This is a genomic window from Corynebacterium tuberculostearicum, from assembly GCF_013408445.1.
Taxonomy (GTDB): Bacteria; Actinomycetota; Actinomycetes; order Mycobacteriales; family Mycobacteriaceae; genus Corynebacterium; species Corynebacterium tuberculostearicum.
Map to the genome: position 1 here is coordinate 140,093 of NZ_JACBZL010000001.1, position 23,018 is coordinate 163,110.

General features: G+C 59.1%; 20 protein-coding genes and 2 pseudogenes. 8 read left to right on the plus strand and 14 right to left on the minus strand.

The genetic code is table 11. The features are described from left to right. Nucleotides 1-54: 54 nt before the first annotated feature. Nucleotides 55-297, plus strand: a pseudogene (locus BJ985_RS11855) (IS3 family transposase); the annotation flags it as partial. A gap of 209 nt (nucleotides 298-506) precedes the next feature. Beyond that, entirely contained in the window at nucleotides 507-977 is a 471-nt protein-coding gene (locus BJ985_RS11665; protein ID WP_236587069.1) for an integrase core domain-containing protein, read from the plus strand. A gap of 31 nt (nucleotides 978-1,008) precedes the next feature. Here the strand turns inward: BJ985_RS11665 and BJ985_RS11860 are convergent. The 12 genes and pseudogenes from BJ985_RS11860 to BJ985_RS00745 all read right to left on the minus strand — a co-directional run. Beyond that, nucleotides 1,009-1,128 (minus strand): annotated as a pseudogene (locus tag BJ985_RS11860) (HNH endonuclease); the annotation flags it as partial. A gap of 18 nt (nucleotides 1,129-1,146) precedes the next feature. Further along, nucleotides 1,147-2,538, minus strand: a complete 1,392-nt coding sequence (locus BJ985_RS00695) for an ABC-2 family transporter permease (RefSeq protein ID WP_236587070.1) — start codon at nucleotides 2,536-2,538, stop codon at nucleotides 1,147-1,149. Nucleotides 2,539-2,620: 82 nt separating this feature from the next. Beyond that, on the minus strand, nucleotides 2,621-3,334 hold the full coding sequence (locus BJ985_RS00700; protein WP_049361522.1) for an ATP-binding cassette domain-containing protein: 714 nt from the start codon (nucleotides 3,332-3,334) through the stop codon (nucleotides 2,621-2,623). A gap of 87 nt (nucleotides 3,335-3,421) precedes the next feature. Then, on the minus strand, nucleotides 3,422-4,081 hold the full coding sequence (locus BJ985_RS00705; protein WP_179386268.1) for a response regulator: 660 nt from the start codon (nucleotides 4,079-4,081) through the stop codon (nucleotides 3,422-3,424). Beyond that, nucleotides 4,074-5,252, minus strand: coding sequence for a sensor histidine kinase (locus BJ985_RS00710; RefSeq protein WP_179386269.1), 1,179 nt, complete (start codon nucleotides 5,250-5,252; stop codon nucleotides 4,074-4,076). Before BJ985_RS00710 ends, BJ985_RS00705 begins: the two co-directional genes overlap by 8 nt. A 29-nt stretch (nucleotides 5,253-5,281) precedes the next feature. Next, entirely contained in the window at nucleotides 5,282-6,169 is an 888-nt protein-coding gene (gene ppk2 / locus BJ985_RS00715) for a polyphosphate kinase 2 (RefSeq protein WP_150851573.1), read from the minus strand. 76 nt (nucleotides 6,170-6,245) lie between these two features. Next, nucleotides 6,246-7,106: a fumarylacetoacetate hydrolase family protein gene (locus tag BJ985_RS00720; RefSeq protein ID WP_179386270.1), complete on the minus strand. Its 861-nt coding sequence runs from the start codon at nucleotides 7,104-7,106 to the stop codon at nucleotides 6,246-6,248. Between the two features lie 5 nt (nucleotides 7,107-7,111). Next, entirely contained in the window at nucleotides 7,112-7,642 is a 531-nt protein-coding gene (gene pth, locus BJ985_RS00725; RefSeq protein ID WP_179386271.1) for an aminoacyl-tRNA hydrolase, read from the minus strand. A 92-nt stretch (nucleotides 7,643-7,734) separates the two neighbouring features. Beyond that, nucleotides 7,735-8,388, minus strand: a complete 654-nt coding sequence (locus BJ985_RS00730; RefSeq protein ID WP_179386272.1) for a 50S ribosomal protein L25/general stress protein Ctc — start codon at nucleotides 8,386-8,388, stop codon at nucleotides 7,735-7,737. Between the two features lie 242 nt (nucleotides 8,389-8,630). Beyond that, a complete protein-coding gene (locus BJ985_RS00735; protein ID WP_005323655.1) occupies nucleotides 8,631-9,605 on the minus strand; it encodes a ribose-phosphate diphosphokinase in 975 nt (324 codons plus the stop codon). Between the two features lie 15 nt (nucleotides 9,606-9,620). Continuing rightward, nucleotides 9,621-11,066 carry a bifunctional UDP-N-acetylglucosamine diphosphorylase/glucosamine-1-phosphate N-acetyltransferase GlmU gene (gene glmU, locus BJ985_RS00740; RefSeq protein WP_179386273.1) on the minus strand — a complete coding sequence of 482 codons (1,446 nt, stop codon included), beginning with the start codon at nucleotides 11,064-11,066 and terminating at the stop codon, nucleotides 9,621-9,623. Nucleotides 11,067-11,133: 67 nt separating this feature from the next. Beyond that, nucleotides 11,134-12,330 (minus strand): MFS transporter, encoded by a 1,197-nt coding sequence (locus tag BJ985_RS00745; RefSeq protein ID WP_005323653.1) that lies wholly within the window; start codon nucleotides 12,328-12,330, stop codon nucleotides 11,134-11,136. A 122-nt stretch (nucleotides 12,331-12,452) separates the two neighbouring features. Between BJ985_RS00745 and BJ985_RS00750 the strand changes: the two genes are divergently transcribed. From BJ985_RS00750 to mfd, 3 genes are all read left to right on the plus strand, one after another. Beyond that, the gene (locus tag BJ985_RS00750) at nucleotides 12,453-13,169 is read left to right on the plus strand and encodes a trimeric intracellular cation channel family protein (protein ID WP_179386274.1); all 717 of its coding nucleotides are present in this window, start codon (nucleotides 12,453-12,455) and stop codon (nucleotides 13,167-13,169) included. Between the two features lie 158 nt (nucleotides 13,170-13,327). Next, the gene (locus tag BJ985_RS00755) at nucleotides 13,328-13,933 is read left to right on the plus strand and encodes a TetR/AcrR family transcriptional regulator (RefSeq protein ID WP_179386275.1); all 606 of its coding nucleotides are present in this window, start codon (nucleotides 13,328-13,330) and stop codon (nucleotides 13,931-13,933) included. Then, nucleotides 13,934-17,572, plus strand: coding sequence for a transcription-repair coupling factor (gene mfd / locus BJ985_RS00760; protein WP_179386276.1), 3,639 nt, complete (start codon nucleotides 13,934-13,936; stop codon nucleotides 17,570-17,572). Here the strand turns inward: mfd and BJ985_RS00765 are convergent, their stop codons facing one another. Continuing rightward, complete coding sequence (locus BJ985_RS00765) at nucleotides 17,573-19,048, minus strand: amino acid permease (protein ID WP_179386277.1); 1,476 nt, start codon at nucleotides 19,046-19,048, stop codon at nucleotides 17,573-17,575. Nucleotides 19,049-19,105: 57 nt separating this feature from the next. On the opposite strand from BJ985_RS00765, the gene BJ985_RS00770 reads away from it, so the two are divergent. The 3 genes from BJ985_RS00770 to eno all read left to right on the plus strand — a co-directional run bounded on the left by BJ985_RS00770 (nucleotide 19,106) and on the right by eno (nucleotide 21,834). Next, on the plus strand, nucleotides 19,106-19,693 hold the full coding sequence (locus BJ985_RS00770; protein WP_179386278.1) for a MazG nucleotide pyrophosphohydrolase domain-containing protein: 588 nt from the start codon (nucleotides 19,106-19,108) through the stop codon (nucleotides 19,691-19,693). Between the two features lie 11 nt (nucleotides 19,694-19,704). Continuing rightward, nucleotides 19,705-20,466 (plus strand): lytic transglycosylase domain-containing protein, encoded by a 762-nt coding sequence (locus BJ985_RS00775; protein WP_150850944.1) that lies wholly within the window; start codon nucleotides 19,705-19,707, stop codon nucleotides 20,464-20,466. A gap of 90 nt (nucleotides 20,467-20,556) precedes the next feature. Beyond that, the gene (eno, locus tag BJ985_RS00780) at nucleotides 20,557-21,834 is read left to right on the plus strand and encodes a phosphopyruvate hydratase (protein ID WP_179386279.1); all 1,278 of its coding nucleotides are present in this window, start codon (nucleotides 20,557-20,559) and stop codon (nucleotides 21,832-21,834) included. On the opposite strand, the gene BJ985_RS00785 is transcribed toward eno, so the two are convergent. Then, nucleotides 21,824-22,999: an HNH endonuclease signature motif containing protein gene (locus BJ985_RS00785; RefSeq protein WP_179386280.1), complete on the minus strand. Its 1,176-nt coding sequence runs from the start codon at nucleotides 22,997-22,999 to the stop codon at nucleotides 21,824-21,826. The two genes, eno and BJ985_RS00785, sit on opposite strands and share 11 nt — an antisense overlap. Nucleotides 23,000-23,018 lie beyond the last annotated feature (19 nt).

Below are 23,018 nucleotides of genomic sequence, written 5' to 3' on the forward strand. Positions count from 1 at the left end.
TTTAAAGGCTGCCTCGGCTTTTTTCGCGTCAGAACTCGACCCAAAACGTCGGAAATGATCCGGTTTATCGATGAATACCGGAGTATTTTCTCCGTCGAGTTCATCTGTAAGACGTTGAAAAATAACCGGGCCGGTGGGTTTATCACCTCGCGTGGATATCGCCAATCCAAGGCCCGTGGATTAAGCGCTCGTCGCCTTCGCGATGCTGCGCTGGTTGAACGCATCAGTGCTGTTCATCGAGACAATTACGGCGTCTACGGCGTGCGGAAAATGTGGCAGGCTCTCCGCCGTGAAGGAATAGATATCGGTCGTGAACAAACCGCTCGGTTGATGCGCCTGGCCGGTGTTTCTGGCAAAGGCAAAGGCGGATCACCAATCACAACCCGTAAAGTTAACATGCCTGATCTGCGCCCAGACTTGGTCGAGCGTGAATTCAAAGCCCAGGGGCCGAACAAACTGTGGGTGGCTGACATTTGCGTATGTGCGCACGAAGAAAGGCTTTGTGTATGCCGCGTTTGTCACCGACGTTTATTCTCGACGGATCGTTGGGTGGGCGTTATCAGACTCGATGCGCACTTCAAGCACTGCCGCTGCAAGCTCTCAACCAGGCAATCGTGTGTGCTGAGGAAACAACAGGTCTCATTCACCATTCGGATCACGGGTCGCAGTATGTCAGCGTGGTCTACAACGAGCGACTTACCCAGCATGGCATTGCAGCTTCCACCGGAACTGTTGGTGACTCCTATGACAATGCTCTTGCTGAAAACGTTAACGGCTCCTACAAGAACGAGCTGATCCATACCCGCAGGTGGGATGATGTTGTCGAGGTCGAAATCGCGACGCTCAAGTGGGTGTCATGGTGGAACGAGACTAGGCTCCACCAAAGCTTGGGATACCGAACCCCGGTCGAGGTGGAAACCGAATTTTGGAAGCAGAACCCGCCACAAGCAATAATAGAAATCAAGGCAAATGCCTAGGAACAAAACTCGGGGCACTTCATTCATTTATTTATCCTTTCTTGCCCCAAAGGCTAAATCCACCTTTGTGAGGTGTTCTGTGTGCGCCTTTTTCAACTAGCTGCATTCTTCCAGTCTCCTGATGGTGGTGCCAGGTCAACCCGTTAGCAGAGCGATACTCTTGCGAGGCTTAGTTTGCCGGCCGCAGCGCTTTAGTTTTAAGCAGCCGGATCACCATCCACGTACCAGCCGTGGCGAAGATTCCTATCAGCACCGTCGCAAGAATATAGCGGGCAGGGGAATCCGCGTTCATGGGCCATGCGGGGAAGGCGATCAACCACAGCGGGGTTCTAGCGAGGACGTCTCCGCCCAAGGTCACGGAGACGATAGTGCAGACGATGCACAGTGCCAGGCCACTCATGATGCCCAGACGAATCACGATGAGAAGAGAGAATACCGAAATCACATATCCCACCCCAATGGCTAGGGGCAGGTGGACGGCCGTCGCCGAAGCTGAGCTGCCAGAAGCACTAAGTGCGAGCGAAGCGCCCACGCATACTGTGGATACTATCCCGAAAAGCCACCAGAGGAGTGCGCTGGAACAATGGCGGGATTCAATGTGGCTGAGTGGCCATACCGGCGCGAGTAATGGCCACACCACAACCGGTAACACACCCGCTCCTACAGGGAGAAGCAGAAAAATAAAGAAGCCCTGGACATAAGTCGGAGGGTAGAAAAGGACAAGAAACAGCAGTGCCAAGGCACTTAACGCCAAGCAGGCGATAACCGCTGGGCTGCACGCCGCTCGGTGGAGACCAACCAGCGCGCCTACCAAGCGGGGGCAGGCGGTGGCACGCGGTGCTGTGGCTGGGCGCCATGTGGCAGTGGTGCCGCTGGAGGCAGCGGTCGTCTGGCCGCGGCGAGGTAAAGCGAGACGGCGCAGGCGGCGCGGAGTGACGATGGCCGCGTAGACGCCCACTGCTGCGAGAAGTAGCGTCAGAGCGAGGGCCGGCAGCGGACTTTCTTGCAGGAGTGGATCGCCTGGATCCAAGGGCACGGAATTTTGATGAATGTGCAGTGAATGAAGCATTAGCCGCATGGGCCAAGCTGGTGGAAAAGCCCACCACGTAGGGCCTTCGACGACCTTGGAGGTCACGCTTGAAACCTGCCAGATAACGCTGAGTATTAGTGTCGCGCCAAGGCCATAGCGCCGCGAGCAGGCAGAAGCAAGACCAGCAATGCCAATAGCACCGAGGACGGAATACAGCCCGGCGAGTGCCACAAGGTGGTGCTGTTCGCGGCCTTGTGCGAACACTACTGCCCAGGACACCCCAAAGTTGAGGAGATGGAACGCGCCCAGGCTGGCGAGCACTACAACTAAGCGGGCAATGTGTTCGTAACGAGTAGTGAGGCGGCGCCACAAGGTGCCGCCGCCACGGGCAAGAACCTCACGGCGCTCTTTAACCGCGGCAAATACCGCAACGAGCGGCGCGTACATGCCGGTGACAAACATAGATTGCCAGCCGAGAACACCGGTAGCATCCTTAGCCGGGGAAGCGATAGCAGAAAAGACTATGGTCATTAGCGCAAGCGGTAAGGCGAGAAGAGGTAGCCACTGCACAGCGCTGCCACGGCTGCGCAGCAACTCTGCCGAAAGGTAGCGCTTAAACATCGGCCTCACCACCCAGGGAGGTGAGGCGGAAGAACTCGGACTCCAATTGGCCGCTGGGGGCAAGCTCCTGCAAGGACCCGGAATAGCGAATGGTGCCCTGAGACAAAATGGTGATGTCGTCGGCCAAATGAAGGACCTCGCCAAGCTGATGAGAGCTGACCACAACAGTGTGGCCGGCTGCTGCCAAGTCTCGCAGCAAAGTACGCAGCTCCACTATGCCCTGTGGATCAAGACCATTTTGAGGTTCATCCAGCAGCAAAATTTCCGGATCCCCTAATAAAGCCTGCGCCAATGCCAAGCGGGCCTTCATACCGGTGGAAAAGGATTTGGCTTTCTTAGAACCGACCTCGGCGAGCCCCGCAATGGCTAAAACACGCTCTACCTCAGACTCCGGCAGACCTAGCAAGCGGGTATGTACGCGCAGGTTGGCAGCGGCGGAAAGATGCCCGTAGAAGGCGGGCCCGTTCACGGATGCCCCCACGTGGTCGAGTACTTCACGTGACCAAGGAGCACCAGCCACGCGTACTATTCCGGAATCTGCCGGCAGCAGGCCAAGGAAGATGGAAAAGAGAGTTGATTTTCCGGCCCCGTTGCGTCCAAGCAAGGCGTGGACTCGGCCAGGGGCAATACGAAAATCCACATCTCGCAGTACCGCGTGGGAGCCAAAGGATTTGCTGACGCGTTCAAAGGAGATCTCAAAACTCATACCGCCTAGTCTCGCGGCAGAGCGCCGCAATAACCTCCGCCTAGGCTATGGACCTTCGAGCGAGGTTCTCCTACCACGGTAGGAGGCTTAGGCGATGCCAGCCTTTTGCGCCAAGAGTACTAGAGCTACGCGGTCGCGTGCAGCCAGTTTGGAAAGCAGAGAGGAAACATGTGTCTTGACAGTCGTATCCGCGATGACCATTTCACGGGCAATTTCCGCGTTGGTGGCACCGCGGGCGATGAGGGCCAAGACTTCTCGTTCGCGACGGGTGACAAGGCTTAAGCCCTGGCGCTCTTGCGCGCTCAGCTGCCCGCGCGCAATTGCGGCTCGGTAGGTCTGCAAGACTGGGCCGGTTACCTTAGCGGCTAGGACCGATTCGCCCTTGGCGACGTCCCGCACCGCTCCCACCAGTACATCCGGGTCGGCGTCTTTGAGGAGAAACCCATGCGCGCCAGCGGCGATAGATTGAGCCACCAAATCATCTTCATTAAATGTAGTGAGCATGATGATTCGGCAGTCAGGCACCCGAGAAAGTATGGCTTGAGCCGCGGCAATACCGTCCATTCCAGGCATTCGGATATCTAGGATGGCGACGTCAATGCGGTGGCTTATCGCGGCGGTAACGGCTTCGTTGCCGGTGTGTGCGGTGGTAACGACCTCAATATCATCCTGAGCATTGAGGATAGTGGATAAAGCGGTGACGAGCAGCGCTTGGTCATCGGCAAGCAGTACACGAATCTTAGACACGGTTTTCCTTGTGCAACGGAAGTTCGGCGAGCAGGGTGAATTTTGTGGCATCGCCCCAGCTCTCCAGCTTTCCACCCAATGCGAGGGCACGTTCTTCCACACCGATTAGGCCCACGCCGCTACCTGGGACTTCGCTGGGAGTCGGGGAGGGAGTGGAAGAAATTAGGGTGAGTCGGGCGACGTCGGCAAGCGCAAGCTCCACATCCACCTGGGTTCCTGGTCCCTGGTGGCGCAACGCGTTGGTCAAACCCTCAGAAATGATGCGCACCAACGCCAATTGCGTAAGTGCTGGAGCCTCGTAGGCCTCAGGTATATGCGCGTTAATGTCCAAGCCCGCCGCTCGGAAGCCATCGATAATGCCCTCGATGTGCTCTAGTTGCGTGGTGGGCTCCAGTGAGGTGGGTCCGGTGCTGCGCAGTGCAGTGACGATGCCGCGGACCTCTTCCAAAGCAGAATCCGCGCCATCACGAATATTGGCTAGCGCATCATGGGCAGCCTCTGTGTTTGCACGAGCGGAAATGATCCCGGCGTTTGCCTGAACCTTGATCAAAGTGAGGGAATGAGCGAGTACATCATGCAGCTCCCGTGCGATGAGCAGGCGTTCTTCTTCTTGGGCTTGGCGAAATCGTTCTTGCGCTAGCCGCTCGTGCTGGCGTGCCAAGTCGAAGTAGCGCGCAGCTATAAAATATGTGCTGCCTAGAACCGCCCAGTGCACGACCAACATGGCCAAGTAGCGGCGGTCCAGTTGGTAATGCAAAAAGAAAGACTCCGGATCTATGCGCCACATGAATGGCGAAATGAAGGAGCCAAGAATCGTTAGAGCCAGTACCGTGCGGGGAATGGCGCGGCGTGTGACATAGCGGGAGGTGGCATACACCGCCATGGGTGCAGTCAGAGCCCAAGGGGTAAGCCCTAGATTGGTGGGCAGCTGGCTCATCCAAGCCATAGCCCATGCCGCGAGCAACACAATAAAGCCCGTGGCGCTGAGCACGGGGCGGCTCCGCCAGATCCACATAAATGGCAGGAATAGCAACGATAGACCTGCCTGAATAATCTCAATTATGCTGGGGTTCTTCGCGGCAGAAATGACATAAAACAGCGCAATGAGCACCGCGACCGCAGTGAGGATTTTATCCCCTAAGCGCGCTTGCGCGACGGTGTCAGTGCTCATAAAGGAAGATAGTAATACAGCCCTTGCTGCTACTTCTTCTTATCCTTCTTCTTGCCCTTCTTGGACGTCTTCTTTGCCGTCTTCTGCTCGGACTTACGCTCTAGCTTGGCGGCGACGTCCGGCACGTAGCGGAACTCTTCGCGGGCGGGGCGCTCATAGGTTTCGCCATCGGAATCTGGGCGCTGCGGGATCTCCGGCATCTCGCGCTCGATCTTCTCGTATGGAATGGTGCTCAGCAGGTGCGAGATGACGTTGATACGCGAGCGCTTCTTGTCTTCAGATTCCACGGTGTACCACGGTGCGGTTGGGGTATCGGTGTGGATGAACATCGCATCCTTGGCACGGGAGTAGTCCTCCCAGCGGGTAATGGACTGCAGATCCATAGGGGAGAGCTTCCAACGGCGCAGCGGATCGTTGCGGCGGGATTCAAAGCGCTTAATCTGCTCCTCATCAGATACAGAGAACCAGTACTTGCGCAGCATGATGCCGTCTTCTACCAACATCTGTTCAAAGGTGGGTGCTTGGTGCAGGAAGCGGACGTATTCCTGATCGGTGCAAAAGCCCATGACGCGCTCGACACCGGCGCGGTTGTACCAGGAGCGGTCAAAGATGACGATTTCGCCCTTGGTAGGCAGCTTTTCCACGTAGCGCTGGAAGTACCACTGGCCCTGTTCGCGCGAGTTCGGTGCAGGCAGTGCCTCGATGCGGCAGGTGCGCGGGTTGAGGTACTGGGTGATGCGCTTAATCGCGGAGCCTTTGCCGGCGGCGTCGCGGCCCTCCATGATGATGACTACGCGGGCGCCGGTTTCAACGACCCACTGCTGCATGTCCACGAGCTCCGCTTGGAGGCGTTCGAGCTCCTTTTCGTAGGCCTTCTTGTTGAGTTTCTTAGGGGCTTTACTGCTTTTTGTGCTCATTAATTCAGCTTAACCGGCGCACGCGGCTGGGATGAAAACGCTACCGCCCACTTTGGAGTGAGAACCTGGGCACAGCCTAGGAGCAGGTACAGCCGGGGCCGCAGCCGGGCTCGCCATAGCGGGTGGTATTGGAAATATGCCCCAAGCCTTCGATGGCGATGGTGACGTTTTGGCCGTCCTCGATAAATTGCTGCGGGGTGCGGGCAAAACCCACGCCCTCCGGCGTGCCGGTAACGATGACGTCGCCCGGATTGAGTGGATAGAGCTGCGAGCAGAACTCAATGAGCTCAGCTACGGAAAAGATGAGGTCATCGGTATTATCGCGCTGCCTTTCCTCACCGCCTACGGTAGTAGTGAGGACAGCTCCGGATCCCGGCGACCACTCATCCGCGGTGGTAAGCCAAGGGCCGAAGCCGGCTGTGCGATAAAAGGATTTACCGGCATGGAACTGGCTAGTCTGGCGCTGGAAGTCACGCAGCGTGTAGTCATTCATGATGGCGTAGCCCGCCACATAATCTAGTGCCTCGTCGCGGCTGACACGGTGGGCGCGCTCGCCGATGATGACCGCCAACTCACCTTCATAATCCAGCTTCTGTGTGCCATATTCGGGAAGGAAGACATCATCATAGGGGCCGGTGAGGGCATCGGCGAACTTGATGAACAAGGTGGGATGTTCGGGGAATTCGCGTCCCATCTCGCGAATGTGCTTGGCGTAATTGAGCCCCACGCAGATGACCTTGCCGGGAGTTGGTACGACGGCTTCCAAATCAGCGTGGTCAAAGACCACGGGCTCGCCGGAAAGCTGGGCGGCCTTGCGCCAATCTTCGCTGCGCAGCAGCTGGCCCACGTCCTCATAATCCAACTCAACGCCCACGTTATCGCCGTCGATGCGGATAGCGGAAGTGCCAAATGCGGTGCGTAAGGTAGCCAATTTCATGGCGACTATCCTACGCGCAAGATTTCCTCGACCGCGTCGGCGCAAAGGATGGGGATTTCTGCCTTTTCTTGCTTTGTCCAAGGCTTGAGCACAAACGACGCCGGGTCCATGCGCCCCGGCGGGCGCCCGATTCCTACCGAAAGGCGCTGATAGTCTTTGGTGCCCAGGGACTTTGTGGTTGAACGCAACCCATTGTGGCCATGGTCGCCGCCGCCTTGGCGGAGCTTAATGGTGCCGAAATCGAGCTCTAGCTCATCGTGAACAACGATGATGTCGGCGGCGGAGAGATGAAAGTATTGGGCCAAAGCTTTGATCGGCCCGCCGGAAAGGTTCATAAAGGACCGTGGCTTTGCGCAGATAATCTTGCGGCCGCCAGCTATGCCCTCGGCGACTTCGGTGTTGGTCTTTTTGTGTACAGAAAAACCGCTCATGAGCTCTCCTGCGAGTTCATCTGCCACATCGAAGCCGATATTGTGTCGAGTGCCTGCGTACTTGGGGCCGGGGTTGCCAAGGCCTACTACGAGAAGTGGAGTCACGCGCTCAATTGTCTCATAGGCAGAGAGAAAAACGGCAAGGCCGCCGCGAGAAGCGAATCTCACGGCGGCCTATGCGTGTGAAGGGGAGGGGATTACTCCTCGTCAGAGTCAGCGGACTCCTCGGAATCCTCTGCGGACTCGGCGCCAGCGTCAGCGCCGCCTTCCTCAGCAGCCTCGGCTGCTTCCTCGAGCTCTTCATCAACCTCAGGCAGGGAGATGGAGACGATAACGGTGTCTTCCTCTGCCACCAGGGTGGTGTCTTCCGGCATGGTGACGTCGCCCGCGGTGATAACTGCGCCGTCCTCGAGGCCCTCGATGGAAACCTCGATCTCCTCCGGAATGTTCAGTACGTCTGCCTCAACCAGCAGTACGTCAGCATCCTGGATGTGCATGGTGCCTGGGGCCGGCTCGCCGGTCAGGGTAACCGGAACCTCAACCTCAACCTTCTCGCCGCGCTTAATAGCCAGCAGGTCAACGTGGTCGATGTCGAAGGTCAGGACGTTCTGGTCAACGTGCTTAACCATGGTCAGGTACTGCTCGCCGTCGATCTCCAGCTCCAGAACGGCGTTGACGCCGTTGTTGCGGACGAGGGACTGGATGTCCAGCAGCGGAACTGCGAAGTGGACCGGCTCCTGATGAGAACCGTAGATGACGCCAGGAACCTTCCACTCGCGGCGCAGGCGGCGTGCGACACCCTTGCCAAATTCGGTACGTGCTTCAGCCTTAATTACTGGGCGCTGTGCCATGCTTCATTCTCCTTAGTTAAAGTAGTGCGGCGCGGCCAACGCGATAAAAACGACGAAAGCCTGCCGATGGACGTCTTGGACGAGTCATCGCAGGCGTATATAAAAAGCAACATGCTCTAACTTCAATCGCGTCGATAACGGCTTCCTCATCCTGAGGTCGCCCTCGCCGAGACTGAGTTAGATTAGCACGTGCGTCAGGGGCAAATCAAAAGCCGCCGAGGGAAATCTCGGCGGCCCTGCGCTTAGGCGCGGTCGAAAAGGGTGGTCACGGAACCATTCTCAAAGATCTCGTGGATGGTCTGTGCCAAAAGCGGTGCAATGGACAGCACCGTGAGGTTGGACCAGCCCTCGGTGGACTGCGGGAGGGTATCGGTGGTGATAACTTCCTCCGCGCCGCACTCGGACAGGCGCTCGCGGGCTGGATCGGAGAAGACGCCGTGGGTGCAGGCGATGATGACCTTCTTCGCACCGGCGTCCTTCAGAACGCGCACGGCGCCGGCGATGGTGCCACCGGTGTCAATCATGTCGTCGAGAAGCACGCAGTCCTTGCCCTCTACATCGCCGACCACGCGGTTGGACACCGTCTTATTGGCCTCGGTGTTGGAGCGGGTCTTGTGCACGAAGGCCAGCGGGGCATCGCCCAAGTCGTGGGCCCACTTTTCTGCTACCTTCACGCGGCCAGCATCCGGGGAGACCACGGTGATGTTATCGGTGGCGTACTTGGACTTGATGTAATCGGTCAGGATGGGCTGAGCGTGCATGTGATCGACCGGGCCATCGAAGAAGCCCTGGATCTGATCGGTGTGCAGGTCCACGGACACGATGCGGTCTGCGCCGGCAGCCTGCAGAAGGTCTGCTACCAGGCGGGCGGAAATCGGTTCGCGGCCCAGGTGCTTCTTATCCTGGCGTGCATATGGGTAGAAGGGCAGGATGGCGGTGATGCGCTTAGCGGAGCCGCGCTTCAAAGCATCGATCATGATGAGCTGCTCTACCAGCCACTTATTGAGCGGCTGGGTGTGAGACTGCATTACGAAGCAGTCGGCGCCACGCACGGACTCTTCAAAGCGAATGAAGATTTCGCCGTTGGCGAAGTCGCGGGCGGTGGTAGGAACCAGATCAGTCTTGAGCTCCTTAGCCACAGCCTCTGCCAACTCTGGGTGTGCACGCCCAGAGAAGAGCTTCATGTTTTTGCTGCTACCAGTTACCTTGCCAGTCATGGGAGAATATGCCCCTTACTTTTCGTTGTCCTGCGCACGGGCTGCGGCCTCAGCCGCGGGAGTACCCGGACGCTTCTTTTGAACCCAGCCCTCGATGTTGCGCTGTTTGCCACCGGAGACTACGAGTGCTCCCGCAGGAACATCGTCTTTAATTACTGTACCCGCACCGGAGTATGCGCCATCACCGACATTGACCGGAGCGATAAACATTGTGTCAGAACCGGTGCGCACGTGGCTGCCGATGGTGGTGTGGTGCTTGTTCACGCCGTCGTAGTTGACGAAGACCGAGGATGCACCGATATTGGACTGCTCGCCCACGGTGGCGTCACCGATATAGGTCAGGTGCGGAACCTTGGAGCCGCGGCCAATCTGGGCGTTCTTTGCCTCTACGAAGCCGCCGAGCTTTCCGTCCTCGCCCACGACGGTCTTCGGGCGGATATAGGTAAACGGGCCGACCTTGGCGTTGGTACCAATGACGGAATCGCTGCCATGGGTGCGCACGACGGAAGCGCCCTCGCCCACCTGCATGTTGGTCAAGGTGGTGTCGGGGCCAATCTCGGCGTTATCGGCAATGCTGGTTGCGCCCCACAGCTGGGTGCCCGGGTGAATAATGACATCGGAGCCCACGGTGACGTTGACGCCAATCCAGGTGGTCTCCGGATCCACGATGGTGGCGCCGCCGCGCATCGCCTTTTCTACCATGCGGCGGTTGAGCTCACGGCCGGCAGCGGCGAGCTGCACGCGGTCATTGACGCCCGCGAGTTCGGCCGGATCCGCTGCTACGTGCGCGCCGACGCCGTGTCCTGCGGTGCGGGCAATCTCGAGTACATCGGTGATATACAGCTCGCCTTGGGCGTTATTGGAGTCGAGCTTCTGGAGGGCGTCGGCAAGCACGCGCCCATCAAACGCGAAAACGCCGGAGTTGACCTCATCGACCTGGCGCTGCTCTTCGGTGGCATCCTTTTGCTCCACGATGGCAGACACGCTGCCGTCCTCAGCGCGAATGATGCGGCCGTAACCGGTCGGGTCATCGAGGCGCATCGAGAGCACAGTGACCGCGTTGCCCTGCTCGGTGTGGGTGGCGCGCAGGCCCTCGATGGTCTCTGGGGTAAGCAGCGGGACATCGCCGTTGGTGACAATGACGGTTCCCTCGAAGTCCGGAATCGGCTCCAAGCCGCAGGCCACGGCATGACCGGTGCCCAGCTGCTCTTCCTGCACCGCCTGTAGTACCTCGCAGTCCAGCTCCTGGGCGATGGCATCCACGGCGGGGGAGACCTGATCGCGCTGGTGGCCTACCACCGTCACGATGCGCTCCGGGTTGATCCCGGCCGCAGCATGCAGAGCGTGGCCGAGCAAAGTGCGACCGCCAATCTCATGCAAGGTCTTCTGCTTAGTGGACTTCATGCGGGTGCCGGCGCCAGCCGCAAGGACGACGACAGCACACGAGGTTGTTGCTACCACGGGTTATTGAACTCCTGGGGTCGAGTCTGATTCTTATCCGGACTACATCCTATAGCCCGAGTGCGATTTATGTGTGAGAAACCTCTTTGAGGCCGCGGGCGCGCCACACACCGAGGAAACCAATGAGGGCAAGGAAGAGCAGCGCCGCCTCAGGTCCGGCCAGTGCCACCACGGAGGAAATGCCACCGACGATAAGCAAGATAACGCCCATCATCGTATTGGCCGCACCCACATACTGGGTGCGCTTATCGCCGCCGGCCATATCCACCACGTAGGTCTTTCGTGCCACGCGAATGGCCGTGTGAGCTAGGTTGACGGCGAAGAAGCCAATCGGCATGACCCAGGCATTGACCGCATCCGGTGCCCAGTGCGAGCTGGCGACCAAAAGCACCAGCACGACGGAAGCTACGGCCGCGCCCACGGCCATGGTGTTCTTGGAGGACTTATCCGAATACACCCCGGAGATGCGCCCGCCCACCAGGGAGGCTAGGCCGGAAGCAAGCACGAATCCGTAGAGCCCGGAAAGGTTGCTGCTGAGCAGCACAATAAAGGAGGTCGATAGCGCCGAAACGAGCAGGAGCGCGCGGACGATGACGAAGTTGCGAAATTGGCCGTCGCTGGTAAAAAGCTGCCAGGTATCTTGCCACCAGCGCTTATCGATGCCCCCTTCGGCTTCCTCTGGCACCGGCTCATCCACGTGCGAAAAGACCCACGCGGCAATGGCCCACGTGGCCGCACCAACGGCGAGGACCGTGCCCATCATGGGAATGCTGAGCTCGCCCAAAAAGTAGAGGATAATGCCGGTGAGCAAAGTAGCGCCGCCACCGAGGGCTGCCGCGCTGCCGGTCACTCGGCCGCGTGCGCCCTTAGAAATCGTGCGCGCTTGCACGTCCTTGCCCGCAATCGAGCACAGCGCGCGGAAGAGGGACAGCGCCGCCAAGGCCACCAGCACCACCACGCCCAATACCGCCCCGCGGGTAAAAAATGCCGCGAGCGCGATGACCGCGGCGGATACCGCTTGTCCCAGCGAACCGATAATCCACAGGCGCTTGCGGGCCCTATAGGTAGTCACCCACGGGGTCAGCGCCGCCTGCGGGAGCATCGAACCGGACTCGCGGATAGGGGTGAGCAGACCGGTAAAGAACGCAGGCACTCCGGCCGCACTAAAAAGCGCGGGAAGCACCGTCTTGGCAGCAACAATCTGATCGCCCAAATTTTGCAGGCCATTGGACCAGATGAAATACCGGGCGTTGGATTTAGACATGAGAAATGCGATCTTTCAGAGAAACGAGTTGGTTAAATAAGAGCCATGCTGACACGCCGGAGAGTAAAACACGGCCGCAGTCACGCCGAAATTCTACCCGCGCGGCAGGAGGCCTAAGAATCATGCACGATGTCGATCCCCTCATCAATTCGCTGTACCAAGCCTTCGATCTTCTTGGCGTGGTTTTGAACGGCATCATTGGCGGCACCCTTGCCCGCCGCCGTGAATTCGACATCGTGGGCTTCGTGTTCCTCGCCCTCTTTTCTGGGCTGGCTGGTGGCATGATCCGTGACATGCTCATCGGGGATGGAGCGGCGGCAGCGATCTCGGACCCGTGGTACCTCGGCCTTGCGTGCGGAGGTGCTCTCATAGCGTTTCTTATCGATCTCAAGGGCAAGGCGTGGGAGCTATTTCGCGAGCACGGCGATGCCATCATCCTCGGCGTGTGGTCCACCACCGGCTGCGTTAAGGCGCTCACCCACGGCATGCCCCTTATTCCCTGCGTCTTCCTAGGCGTGCTTACCGCGGTGGGCGGGGGAATGGTCCGCGATATTGCCTCCGGGGAAATCCCGTCCATCTTTGGCGGCAGCCCCCTGTATGCCGTGCCCTCTATCCTCACCGGCATCGTTATGGTTACCTTCGCCGGTTACGGGCAGTTTGCACTCGGCATGGTGGTCGCGCCGATCGTCGGCAGTGGCATGGCCATCGTGTCCTATTGGCGCGGCTGGGTCCTGCCCCGCGCCGGTGTAGCCCCCGTTAACTACACCGCCGCCCAAGTGGCGGCTATTGCGAAGAAAGCCGAGCTCAAAGGCTTTCGCCGCGGCAGGAAGAAAAACTAAAAAGCTTCCCCACCAGGACTCGAACCTAGAATGACGGTACCAAAAACCGTAGTGTTGCCGATTACACCATGGGGAAACACAGCAAAAGCTGTAGGCATAGCGTACCTGACGCCCCCGGGTAAATCACAAATTGCGGGGCAAAGGATAGGGTAGAGGGTATGGCTCGACAAAGGATGACCGGCCGGAAACGCCGCGAACAACTCATTTCCATCGGACGCGCCGCATTCGCGGAACTAGGCTTTGAAGGAACCAGCGTCGAAGAGATCGCGGCACGCGCCGGGGTATCCAAACCCGTTGTTTATGAGCACTTCGGGGGCAAGGAAGGCCTCTACGCGGTGGTTGTTGACCGCGAGATGCTGGCCTTGGAAAAGGTCATTACTGATTCCTTAGAGACCGGAAGCTGGCGCGAGCGCATCGAGCAGGCCGTCATGGCCATTTTGACCTATGTTGAGGAAGAAACTGATGGCTTTCTCATCTTGGTACGCGATGCCAAGCCCGGCGATGAACGCAGTTTCTCCACGCTGTTGAATTCCGCGGTGGGCCAGGTTTCCTATATCCTGCGAGAAGCGTTCGAGCACCGCGGCATTGACCCGGATTTGGCGGATATTTACGGCCAAGCGCTGGTGGGAATGGTATCGACCACCGCGCAATGGTGGCTGGATGAGCGCAACCCGGACAAGGAAGTCGTCGCCACGCATATTGTCAATCTATGCTGGAATGGTTTGTCCGGTATGGAAGTAAAGCCCAAGCTAGGAGGCAAATAAATGGCGACCCCAATGCTGGCCGGCCTGCTCAAGGTAGCGGCCTCAGATCCCAAGCTTAAGGGCATGATTTCTCATGTGGGCGAAGACCTCCACATCACAGGCTTGGATCAGTCCCGGCCGTGGGCCTTGGGCGCCTTGGCTCATCATGCCCCAGTGCTCGTGGTAACCGCTACGAGCCGCGAGGCTGAGGACCTTACGGCGGAGCTTACGGCGATGCTGGGGGAGAAGGTGGCCATGTTCCCCTCCTGGGAGACCCTGCCGCACGAGCGCCTGAGCCCCGGCGTAGACATCATCGGCCGCCGCGCTGAAGTTCTGCACAATCTCGATAGCCTGCAGGTCATCGTCACCGCCGCCCGCGGCCTGTCCCAGCCCATCCTGCAGGAGGTGGAGGGCCGCGCTCCCGTCCACCTCGAAGAAGATCACGAATATGACTTCGATGAGGTAGTCCGCGAGCTCGAGTTCCGCGCCTATAAGCACGTAGACATGGTGGCTAAGCGCGGCGAGTACGCTACGCGCGGCGGCATCATCGATATTTTCCCCACCACGCTGGACTATCCGGTCCGCGTGGAGTTTTGGGGCGATGAGATTACCGATATCCGCCAATTTTCCGTAGCTGACCAGCGCACCATCCCTGAAATCGAGGTGGGCCGCGTAGACATTTTCCCGGCCCGCGAGCTGCCTATTACGGACGCTATTGCCAAGCGTGCAGCCGATCTTGCCGTCAAGCACCCCGGCAATCCCGCCTTGGTGGAGCTGCTGACCAAGGTAAGCGAGCACATCCCGGCCGAAGGCATGGAGGCGCTCCTGCCCGCGCTTTCCGACGCCCCCATGATCACCCTCCCCGAATTCCTGCGCCCCACCACCCACGTGGTGATGGTCGGCCCGGAAAAGACTCGCCGCCGTGTGGCGGATCTAGAAAAGACCGATGCGGAATTCCTCGCTGCCGGTTGGGAGGCCGCGGCCATGGGTGCCGATGGCCCGCTGGCTACCGAAGGGCTCGATACCGAGGCATCCAGCTATCGCTCCTATGAGTCGCTCGAGGTCTCCATCAGCGAGTCCAGCCTGCCTTTGTGGACTTTCTCCCCACCGGGAATGCTCGCCGCCCCGGAAGAGGAGACCCTCCCGCTCGAATTCGAGCCAGGGCCCACCCCGCGCGGCAATATCGAAGAAATCGATGCCATGATGGCCCAACTCCTCGCGCACACCAATGCCGGCGGCCGGGCAGCCTTCATCGCGCCGGCGCAAGGTGCCATCAAGCGTATGGTGGATCGCTTTGCAGAAAAAGGCATCCGCACCAAGGTGGCCACCCCTGGCTGGGAGCCCACCGCCGGTGAAGTCACCCTCTACCAAGCACTAAGCCACGCCGGCCTGGTATTTCCCAAGGTGAAAAAGCCCAAGGATGCCGAGGCCCTCCCACTGGTCGTTGTAACCGAGACGGATCTGACCGGTAACCGCGTAGGCGATATCGCCGAAGCGAAGCGCCGGCCCGCCAAACGCCGCAATAAGGTTGACCCGCTCGCCCTCAAGCAGGGCGATTTTGTGGTGCACGAGACCCACGGCATCGGCAAGTTCCTCAAGATGGCCGAGCGCACCATCCAGTCCGGCGATGAAACCAGCCGCCGCGAATACATCGTGCTCGAGTACGCGCCCTCCAAGCGTGGTCAGCCCGCCGATCAGCTCTGGGTGCCCATGGACTCGCTGGATCTGCTCAGCAAGTACACCGGTGGCGAATCGCCCCACCTGTCCAAGATGGGCGGTTCCGACTGGAAGAACACCAAGAAGAAGGCGCGCGCCGCCGTGCGCGAAATCGCCGGCGAGCTGGTCGAGCTCTACGCCAAGCGCCAGGCCGCGCCGGGGCACCAGTTCTCCCCGGATAATCCGTGGCAGGCGGAGATGGAGGATAATTTCCCCTTCGTCGAAACCGAAGACCAGATGCTGGCTATCGACGCCGTCAAGCACGATATGGAGTCCACGGTGCCGATGGACCGCGTGGTCGTCGGCGATGTGGGCTACGGCAAGACCGAGGTGGCCATCCGTGCCGCCTTCAAGGCCGTGCAAGACGGTATGCAGGTGGCCGTCCTCGTGCCCACCACGCTGCTGGCGCAGCAGCACTTTGATACCTTCAGCGAGCGCATGACCGGCTTCCCGGTCAAGATTGAGGTGCTTTCGCGCTTTACCTCAAAGAAGGAAGCCAAGGACATCTTCAAGGGCCTGGCCGATGGCAGCGTCGATATCGTCGTCGGCACCCACCGCCTCCTACAGACTGGCGTGCACTGGAAGAACCTCGGCCTCATCGTCGTGGACGAGGAGCAGCGCTTTGGCGTGGAGCACAAGGAACACATTAAGGCGCTTAAAGCCAGCGTGGATGTGCTCACCATGTCCGCGACACCTATCCCGCGCACCTTGGAGATGTCTATGGCTGGCATCCGCGAGATGTCCACCATCCTGACCCCACCGGAAGACCGCCACCCCGTGCTGACCTACGTCGGCGCTTACGAGGACAAGCAGGTAGCCGCGGCCATCCGCCGTGAGCTGCTGCGCGATGGTCAAACCTTCTTCATCCACAACAAAGTCTCTGATATCGAAAAGAAGGCCCGCGAGCTGCGCGACCTGGTACCGGAGGCCCGCGTCGTCGTCGCGCATGGCCAGATGAACGAGGAGGTGCTCGAGCAGACCGTCCAGGGTTTCTGGGATCGCGAGTACGACGTATTGGTGTGTACCACCATCGTGGAAACCGGCCTGGATATCGCTAATGCGAATACCCTCATTGTGGAAAACGCCCACCATATGGGCCTGTCCCAGCTGCACCAGCTGCGCGGGCGCGTGGGCCGCTCCCGCGAGCGCGGCTATGCCTACTTCCTGTACCCCAAGGGGGCCACGCTCACGGAAACCTCCTATGACCGCCTGGCCACCATCGCTCAAAACAATGACCTTGGTGCCGGCATGGCCGTAGCCATGAAGGACTTGGAGATGCGCGGTGCCGGTAACGTGCTCGGTGCCCAACAGTCCGGTCACATTGCCGGTGTGGGCTTCGATCTCTACGTGCGCCTCGTTGGCGAGGCGGTCGAGACCTTCAAATCGCTCGCTCGCGGCGAGGCCCCCACCGTTACCGATGAAGGCCCGAAGGAAATCCGCATCGATCTCCCCGTGGACGCGCATATTCCGGAGGCTTATATCGATTCCGAGCGCCTGCGTCTAGAGGTCTACCGCAAACTTGCAGCCTCGCAAGATAACGATGATCTCAAAGCCGTCATCGAGGAAATGGAAGACCGCTTCGGCCCACTGCCGCAAGAGGTGTTGCGCCTGCTTTCCGTTGCCCGCCTGCGCCATCAAGCACGCCGCGCCGGCATTTCCGATATCACCGTGCAGGGCACCCGCGTCAAGTTCCACCCGGTGGAGCTGCCGGATTCCAAGCAGGTGCGTCTCAAGCGCCTATATCCGGGCTCCAGCTTCCGCGCGGCGGCTAAGGCTATCAACGTGCCGTTCCCCAAGGCGGGGCGCAATGTCACCTCCCCGAAGCTGCGCGATACCGAGCTCATTCAGTGGGCGGCGGACTTCTTGAGCGCGCTTTTCGACGTCGACCCCATCAACGTCAGCGGCGCCCAGCCCACCTCGAACGTGGTCAGCGTAGGGGAGTAGCTAGAGGGTGAGCCAGCCGGTGCTCAAGCCCCAAATGGCGGTGGCGGCACCGGCAAAGACAATGGCCACCACGCACCACTCGAAGGTGTTGAAGATGCGTTCCTTTTTCCACACACGGGTGCCGACATACGGGATAAGGCCGGGAACCACGGCCAATGCGCCGAGCAGGACGTAGACGAGGTCGGCCGCATAAATCAGCCACAGGGAATAGATAAACGCGAGCAAAGAAATGACCAAGTGCTTGCGGTTTTCCTTGCGGCTGACTTCTGGTCCGGAAAGATCGAACTTGATACCCGCCTGCGGGTGAGACAGCCCCTTGCCCCGCAGCGCCAAGAGCAGCAGGTACAGGGAAGAGAAGATATAGGGCAGCAAGTACATGATGGTTGCCAGCTGCACCATGGCGTTATAGGACGCCTCGTTGAGGTAAAAGACGATGATGAACAGCTGGATGGCCATCGTGGAAATCAGCTGCGCTACCCACGGCGCACCCGCCACATTGATGGTTCCGATGCGGCGGGGAATGAGGCCGTCGATGGCCATCATCACGATGGGCTCGGCGCACAGCATCTGCCAGGAAACATAGGCACCCAAAACTGACAAGCACAGCCCAATAGACACCAGCGCGCCGCCCCAAGGTCCGATGACCTCGGTGAGCACGGAGGCCATGGAATTATCTGGCAATGCGGCTAGTTCTTCTTTGGTCATCACGCCAAAGCTCAAGGTAGACACGGAAACCAGCAGTGCCAGTACGGAGAAGAAACCGATGACGGTCGCGCGGCCGACGTCGGTGCGCTTAGAAGCCTGCTTGGAATAAACGGATGCTCCCTCCACGCCGATGAAGACCCACACGGTAAAGAGCATGATTCCCTGGACCTGCTCGAAAACGCTGGCCTCAGACGCGCGTCCCCAGAAATCCAAGGTGAATTTATCCCAGCTGAACCCGAGGAACGCAATGAGCACCACAAAGGCCAGGATGGGCACAATCTTGGCAATTGTGGTGATGAGGTTCATGAACGCGGCCTGCTTAATGCCGCGGGCAAGTACCGCAAAAATGCCCCAGGATAGGAGGGAGACGGCGATGGCGGAGGTCCAGTAATGGTCGGCGTCGAAAAGCGGCAGGTAATGACCCAAGGTATTGAAAAAGAGGGTGGCATAACCCACCTGCGCCATAACGGAGCCCAGCCAGTAGCCCCAGCCGGAGGTAAAACCAATAAAATCGCCGAGGCCGGCCCGCACGTAGGAATAAACGCCAGAATCAAGGTGCGGCTTGCGGCGGGCCAGAATTTGAAAAACAAACGCCACAGACAGCATGCCGATGCCCGCTACCAGCCAGCCAATGAGCATCGCGCCTGGGCCGGCAACGGAGGCAATGTTTTGGGGCAGCGAGAAAATACCCGCGCCCACGGTGGAACCGATAATCAGCGCGACGAGGGTCCACAACGTCACGGAGTGGGATCTATTCTGGCTGGAGGTCATTGGCCTAAAATACCTTGAATAGCCCCATAATGGGAACTCGGGCTAGACTTTGTGCACATGACTGTGCTGTTGCTCGATGAACGCTGGCCCACCATGATCCCCATGCAGGCATACGGGAAGCTGCGTGGCCCCGTCCACTTCACGGGTGAGGTACCCGTGTCCGTACGGTGGAATTTTTCCGATCTGCTGGTAGGCGAGGACGCCACCGGCACCTTGGTAAGCACCGACGAACACGATCCGGACACTCGCGCCCGCCTCGCTAGCGGCGAGCCCGTCATTCGCGCCGAATCCCTCGCAGATCCCATCATGCAAGCGCGCCAGACCATGGCCACGGCGCGGCGCATCGGGGAGTGGGAGCGCGAGCAAACCCATACTTCCCTCTTGCCGTACCTCGAGGAGGAGTCCGACGAATTCGCCGCGGCCGTGCGCAGCCGCGAACCGGAAAGCGAGATGCTTAAGGAATTGGGGGATATCTTCCTCCAAGTACTTTTCCATGCGGAAATCTCCACCTTTTCGCTTGACGACGTCGCCCAGAGCTTCCTCACCAAAATGCGCGCCCGCGCCCCATACCTATTTGATGGCACCACGGAGATTGTCGACGTTGACACGCAAGAGAAGCTGTGGCGCGAAGGCAAGGGAATGTAGGATGGCTTCTCATGAAGAGGCTGCTGCAGATATTCGGGGGCTGCGGGGTGGCCGTAGCCGTGATAATCGCGCTGGTGGCATGGCTGTTGACGGGGCACGGCACTTCACAGGAGCCCGTACCGGAGAACATTCCGCCCGTTGAGGGCAAAGAGGTCGCGCATATTGACGTCAATGCCCCCGGCCGCACCGCCGATAAGCTCACCTACTGGGCCTCTGACCTAGCTGAGCAGACGGGTATCCCACCGGCAGCCCTGCGCGCTTATGGCAACGCCGAACTCATCGCTCAGCAAAAATGGCCGAATTGCCATCTGCGGTGGAATACCCTTGCCGGCCTGGGTTACGTGGAGACACGCCACGGCACCTACAACGGCAATTGGTTTAAGCCCTCCAAGCTTGACGACGCCGGCTACCCCCAACCACCCATCAACGGCATCGCCCTCGATGGCCTGAACAATACGGCGCACACCCCAGATACCGATAATGGCGAAATCGATGGGGATTCCGAATATGACCGCGCCGTCGGCCCGATGCAGTTTATCCCGACCACGTGGGAATCGGTGGGCGCTGATGCCAACGGCGATGGCAAGGCAGATCCCAATCAAATTGACGACGCCGCAGTTGGCGCCGCCGGACTTTTATGTTTTGGTGATAGAGATCTCTCTAACCCAGAACAGTGGGAGGAAGCAATCCTAAATTACAATCAGTCCAGCGAGTATTTGCATAAAGTTGCACACGCCGCCAACGCCTACTCGGTTCCGCAAAGTGCAAAGTAGTGTCACACAGTAAAGTTTTCTGCAACAATTGACAACGTAGCTGGGCCGGCTGGTCCAGAGCGAACTTTTTTATGAGGAGTGAAAAACAGCATGGCTGACATCATCCACACTTTCGCCCGCGAAATTCTTGATTCCCGTGGTAACCCAACCGTCGAGGCCGAGGTCTTCCTTGATGACGGCGCCCGCGGTGTTGCCGGCGTTCCTTCCGGTGCTTCTACCGGTGTGCACGAGGCTCACGAGCTGCGCGACGGTGGCGAGCGCTACCAGGGTAAGGGTGTTCTGAAGGCTGTTGAGAACATCAACGAGAAGATTGCCGACGAAATTGCTGGCTTCGAAGCCGACGACCAGCGCCTCATTGACCAGGCACTGATTAAGCTGGACGGTACCGATAACAAGTCTGAGCTCGGCGCTAACGCTATCTTGGGCGTTTCCATCGCCGCAGCCAAGGCCGCTGCAGAGTCCGCTGCACTGCCTCTGTACCGCTACATCGGCGGCCCGAATGCACACGTACTGCCGGTGCCAATGATGAACATCCTCAACGGCGGCGCACACGCTGACTCCGGCGTGGACGTCCAGGAATTCATGATCGCTCCGATTGGTGCGGAGTCCTTCGCCGAGGCTCTGCGTATGGGCGCCGAGGTCTACCACGCACTGAAGGCAGTGCTAAAGGACAAGGGCCTGTCCACCGGTCTGGGCGACGAGGGCGGCTTCGCTCCTTCCGTTGACTCCACCAAGGCTGCTCTTGACGTCATCGTGGACGCCATCAAGAAGGCCGGCTTCGAGCCCGGCAAGGACGTAGCCCTGGCACTCGACGTTGCTTCCTCCGAGTTCTTCAAGGACGGCAAGTATCACTTCGAGGGTGGCGAGCACACCGCTGAAGAGATGTCCAAGGTCTACGAGGACCTCATCGACCAGTACCCGATCGTCTCCATCGAGGATCCACTGCAGGAAGACGACTGGGATGGCTACACCGCCCTGACCGCCGCGATTGGCGAAAAGGTGCAGATCGTCGGCGATGACTTCTTCGTCACCAACCCTGCTCGTTTGCAGGAGGGTATTGAAAAGAAGGCTGCCAACGCCCTGCTGGTTAAGGTCAACCAGATCGGTACCCTGACCGAGACCTTCGACGCAGTCGAGCTGGCTCACCGCAACGGCTACCGCACCATGATGTCCCACCGCTCCGGTGAGACCGAGGACACCACCATTGCAGACCTGGCTGTTGCTCTAAACTGTGGCCAGATCAAGACCGGTGCACCGGCTCGTTCCGAGCGAGTAGCTAAGTACAACCAGCTGCTGCGTATCGAGCAGGAGCTTGGCGACGGCGCAGTTTACGCCGGCCGCTCCGCTTTCCCGCGCTTTAAGGCTTAATCGCCTCCTTTCGTAGCGCCCTCGCATTGCCGCGGGGGCGCTTTCGCATGTCTAGGTATTGCTGCCAGGTTTGCTTCCAATTCACGGTTCGCGGCGCTAAAGGCCCTTGGGCACGGTCAATTTCGAAGGTGCCGTCCGAAAAGAGCCACGCAACGTCTCCAGTGATGGGATCCATGATGTAGCGTGCCCTTCCATCGGTCTTCACGTTGTGGTGGTGTTGACAGAGAGTGACAAGATTATCGACGCTCGTCGGTCCGCCGTCGGCATACTCCACACGATGATCAAGCTGGCAGTAATGCGCCGGCATGGAACACCCCGGCCAACGGCACGTGGCATCGCGACCGTGGACCCATGTCCTGATTTGCTCGGTGGGGACGTAGGAGGATGTTTCTTCTGGGCACAACTCGCGAGTCATCGAGTAATTGCTTAAATGCTCCGTAAGAACGCACCATCCCGCCGAAGGTATGTATACCCGAGAAGTATCGTCGCCTGCTGCATAGGTGTTGATAACTACTTTTGTCTGGGTGCGATTAAAGATCAGCGCTTCCAAAGCCTCTGACTTAGTGATGTTCTTCTTTCGCGCTGCTTTATCGATGTGCCGTGAAATAGCACTGGCGGTAGCCTTATCCGTCTTCAGGGTGATGGTGGCTTGGCCTTTGGAATAAGAAATGGAAACGGAGCGCTCGATTTCCTTCTCAATATCTGGCTTGAGAATTCCGTCGATGTAGTCGCGCAAGAATCTACGGATTTCAGATTCCGTGGGGACATGTTGGGCAGGTTCCTTTGGGGTGAGGAAGTCTGCAAGGGCGGCATCGACTAGTTGGATGCCCTCGGCGTCGTCGCCAAGCGGGGCAAGCTCGGCATCAATAACGTGCAGCCGCGGGAGGTCAAGAATCCAATGTTCGGTCTGTACCGCCGTGGTTAACGGCAACTCACGCATGCGCAGGTGAGAGCGCAGAGCGGATAAGACGCGCCAGTAGCTCAAGCCCACCCGCTTAGCTAAAGCAGTGGTAGTGCATTCGACATCGTTTTCTAATCGCGGAAGCACGGATTGGTATAGCTGCCAGGATTGAATGCGTTGGAGCATGCCCAAAACGCAAACCGTATCGTCGAGGTTATTGGTAGAAAAATAGGCGTTCTTTGGTGGTGCGTCGCCGGCTGTCACGGAAAGTTCCCCCTCTGGA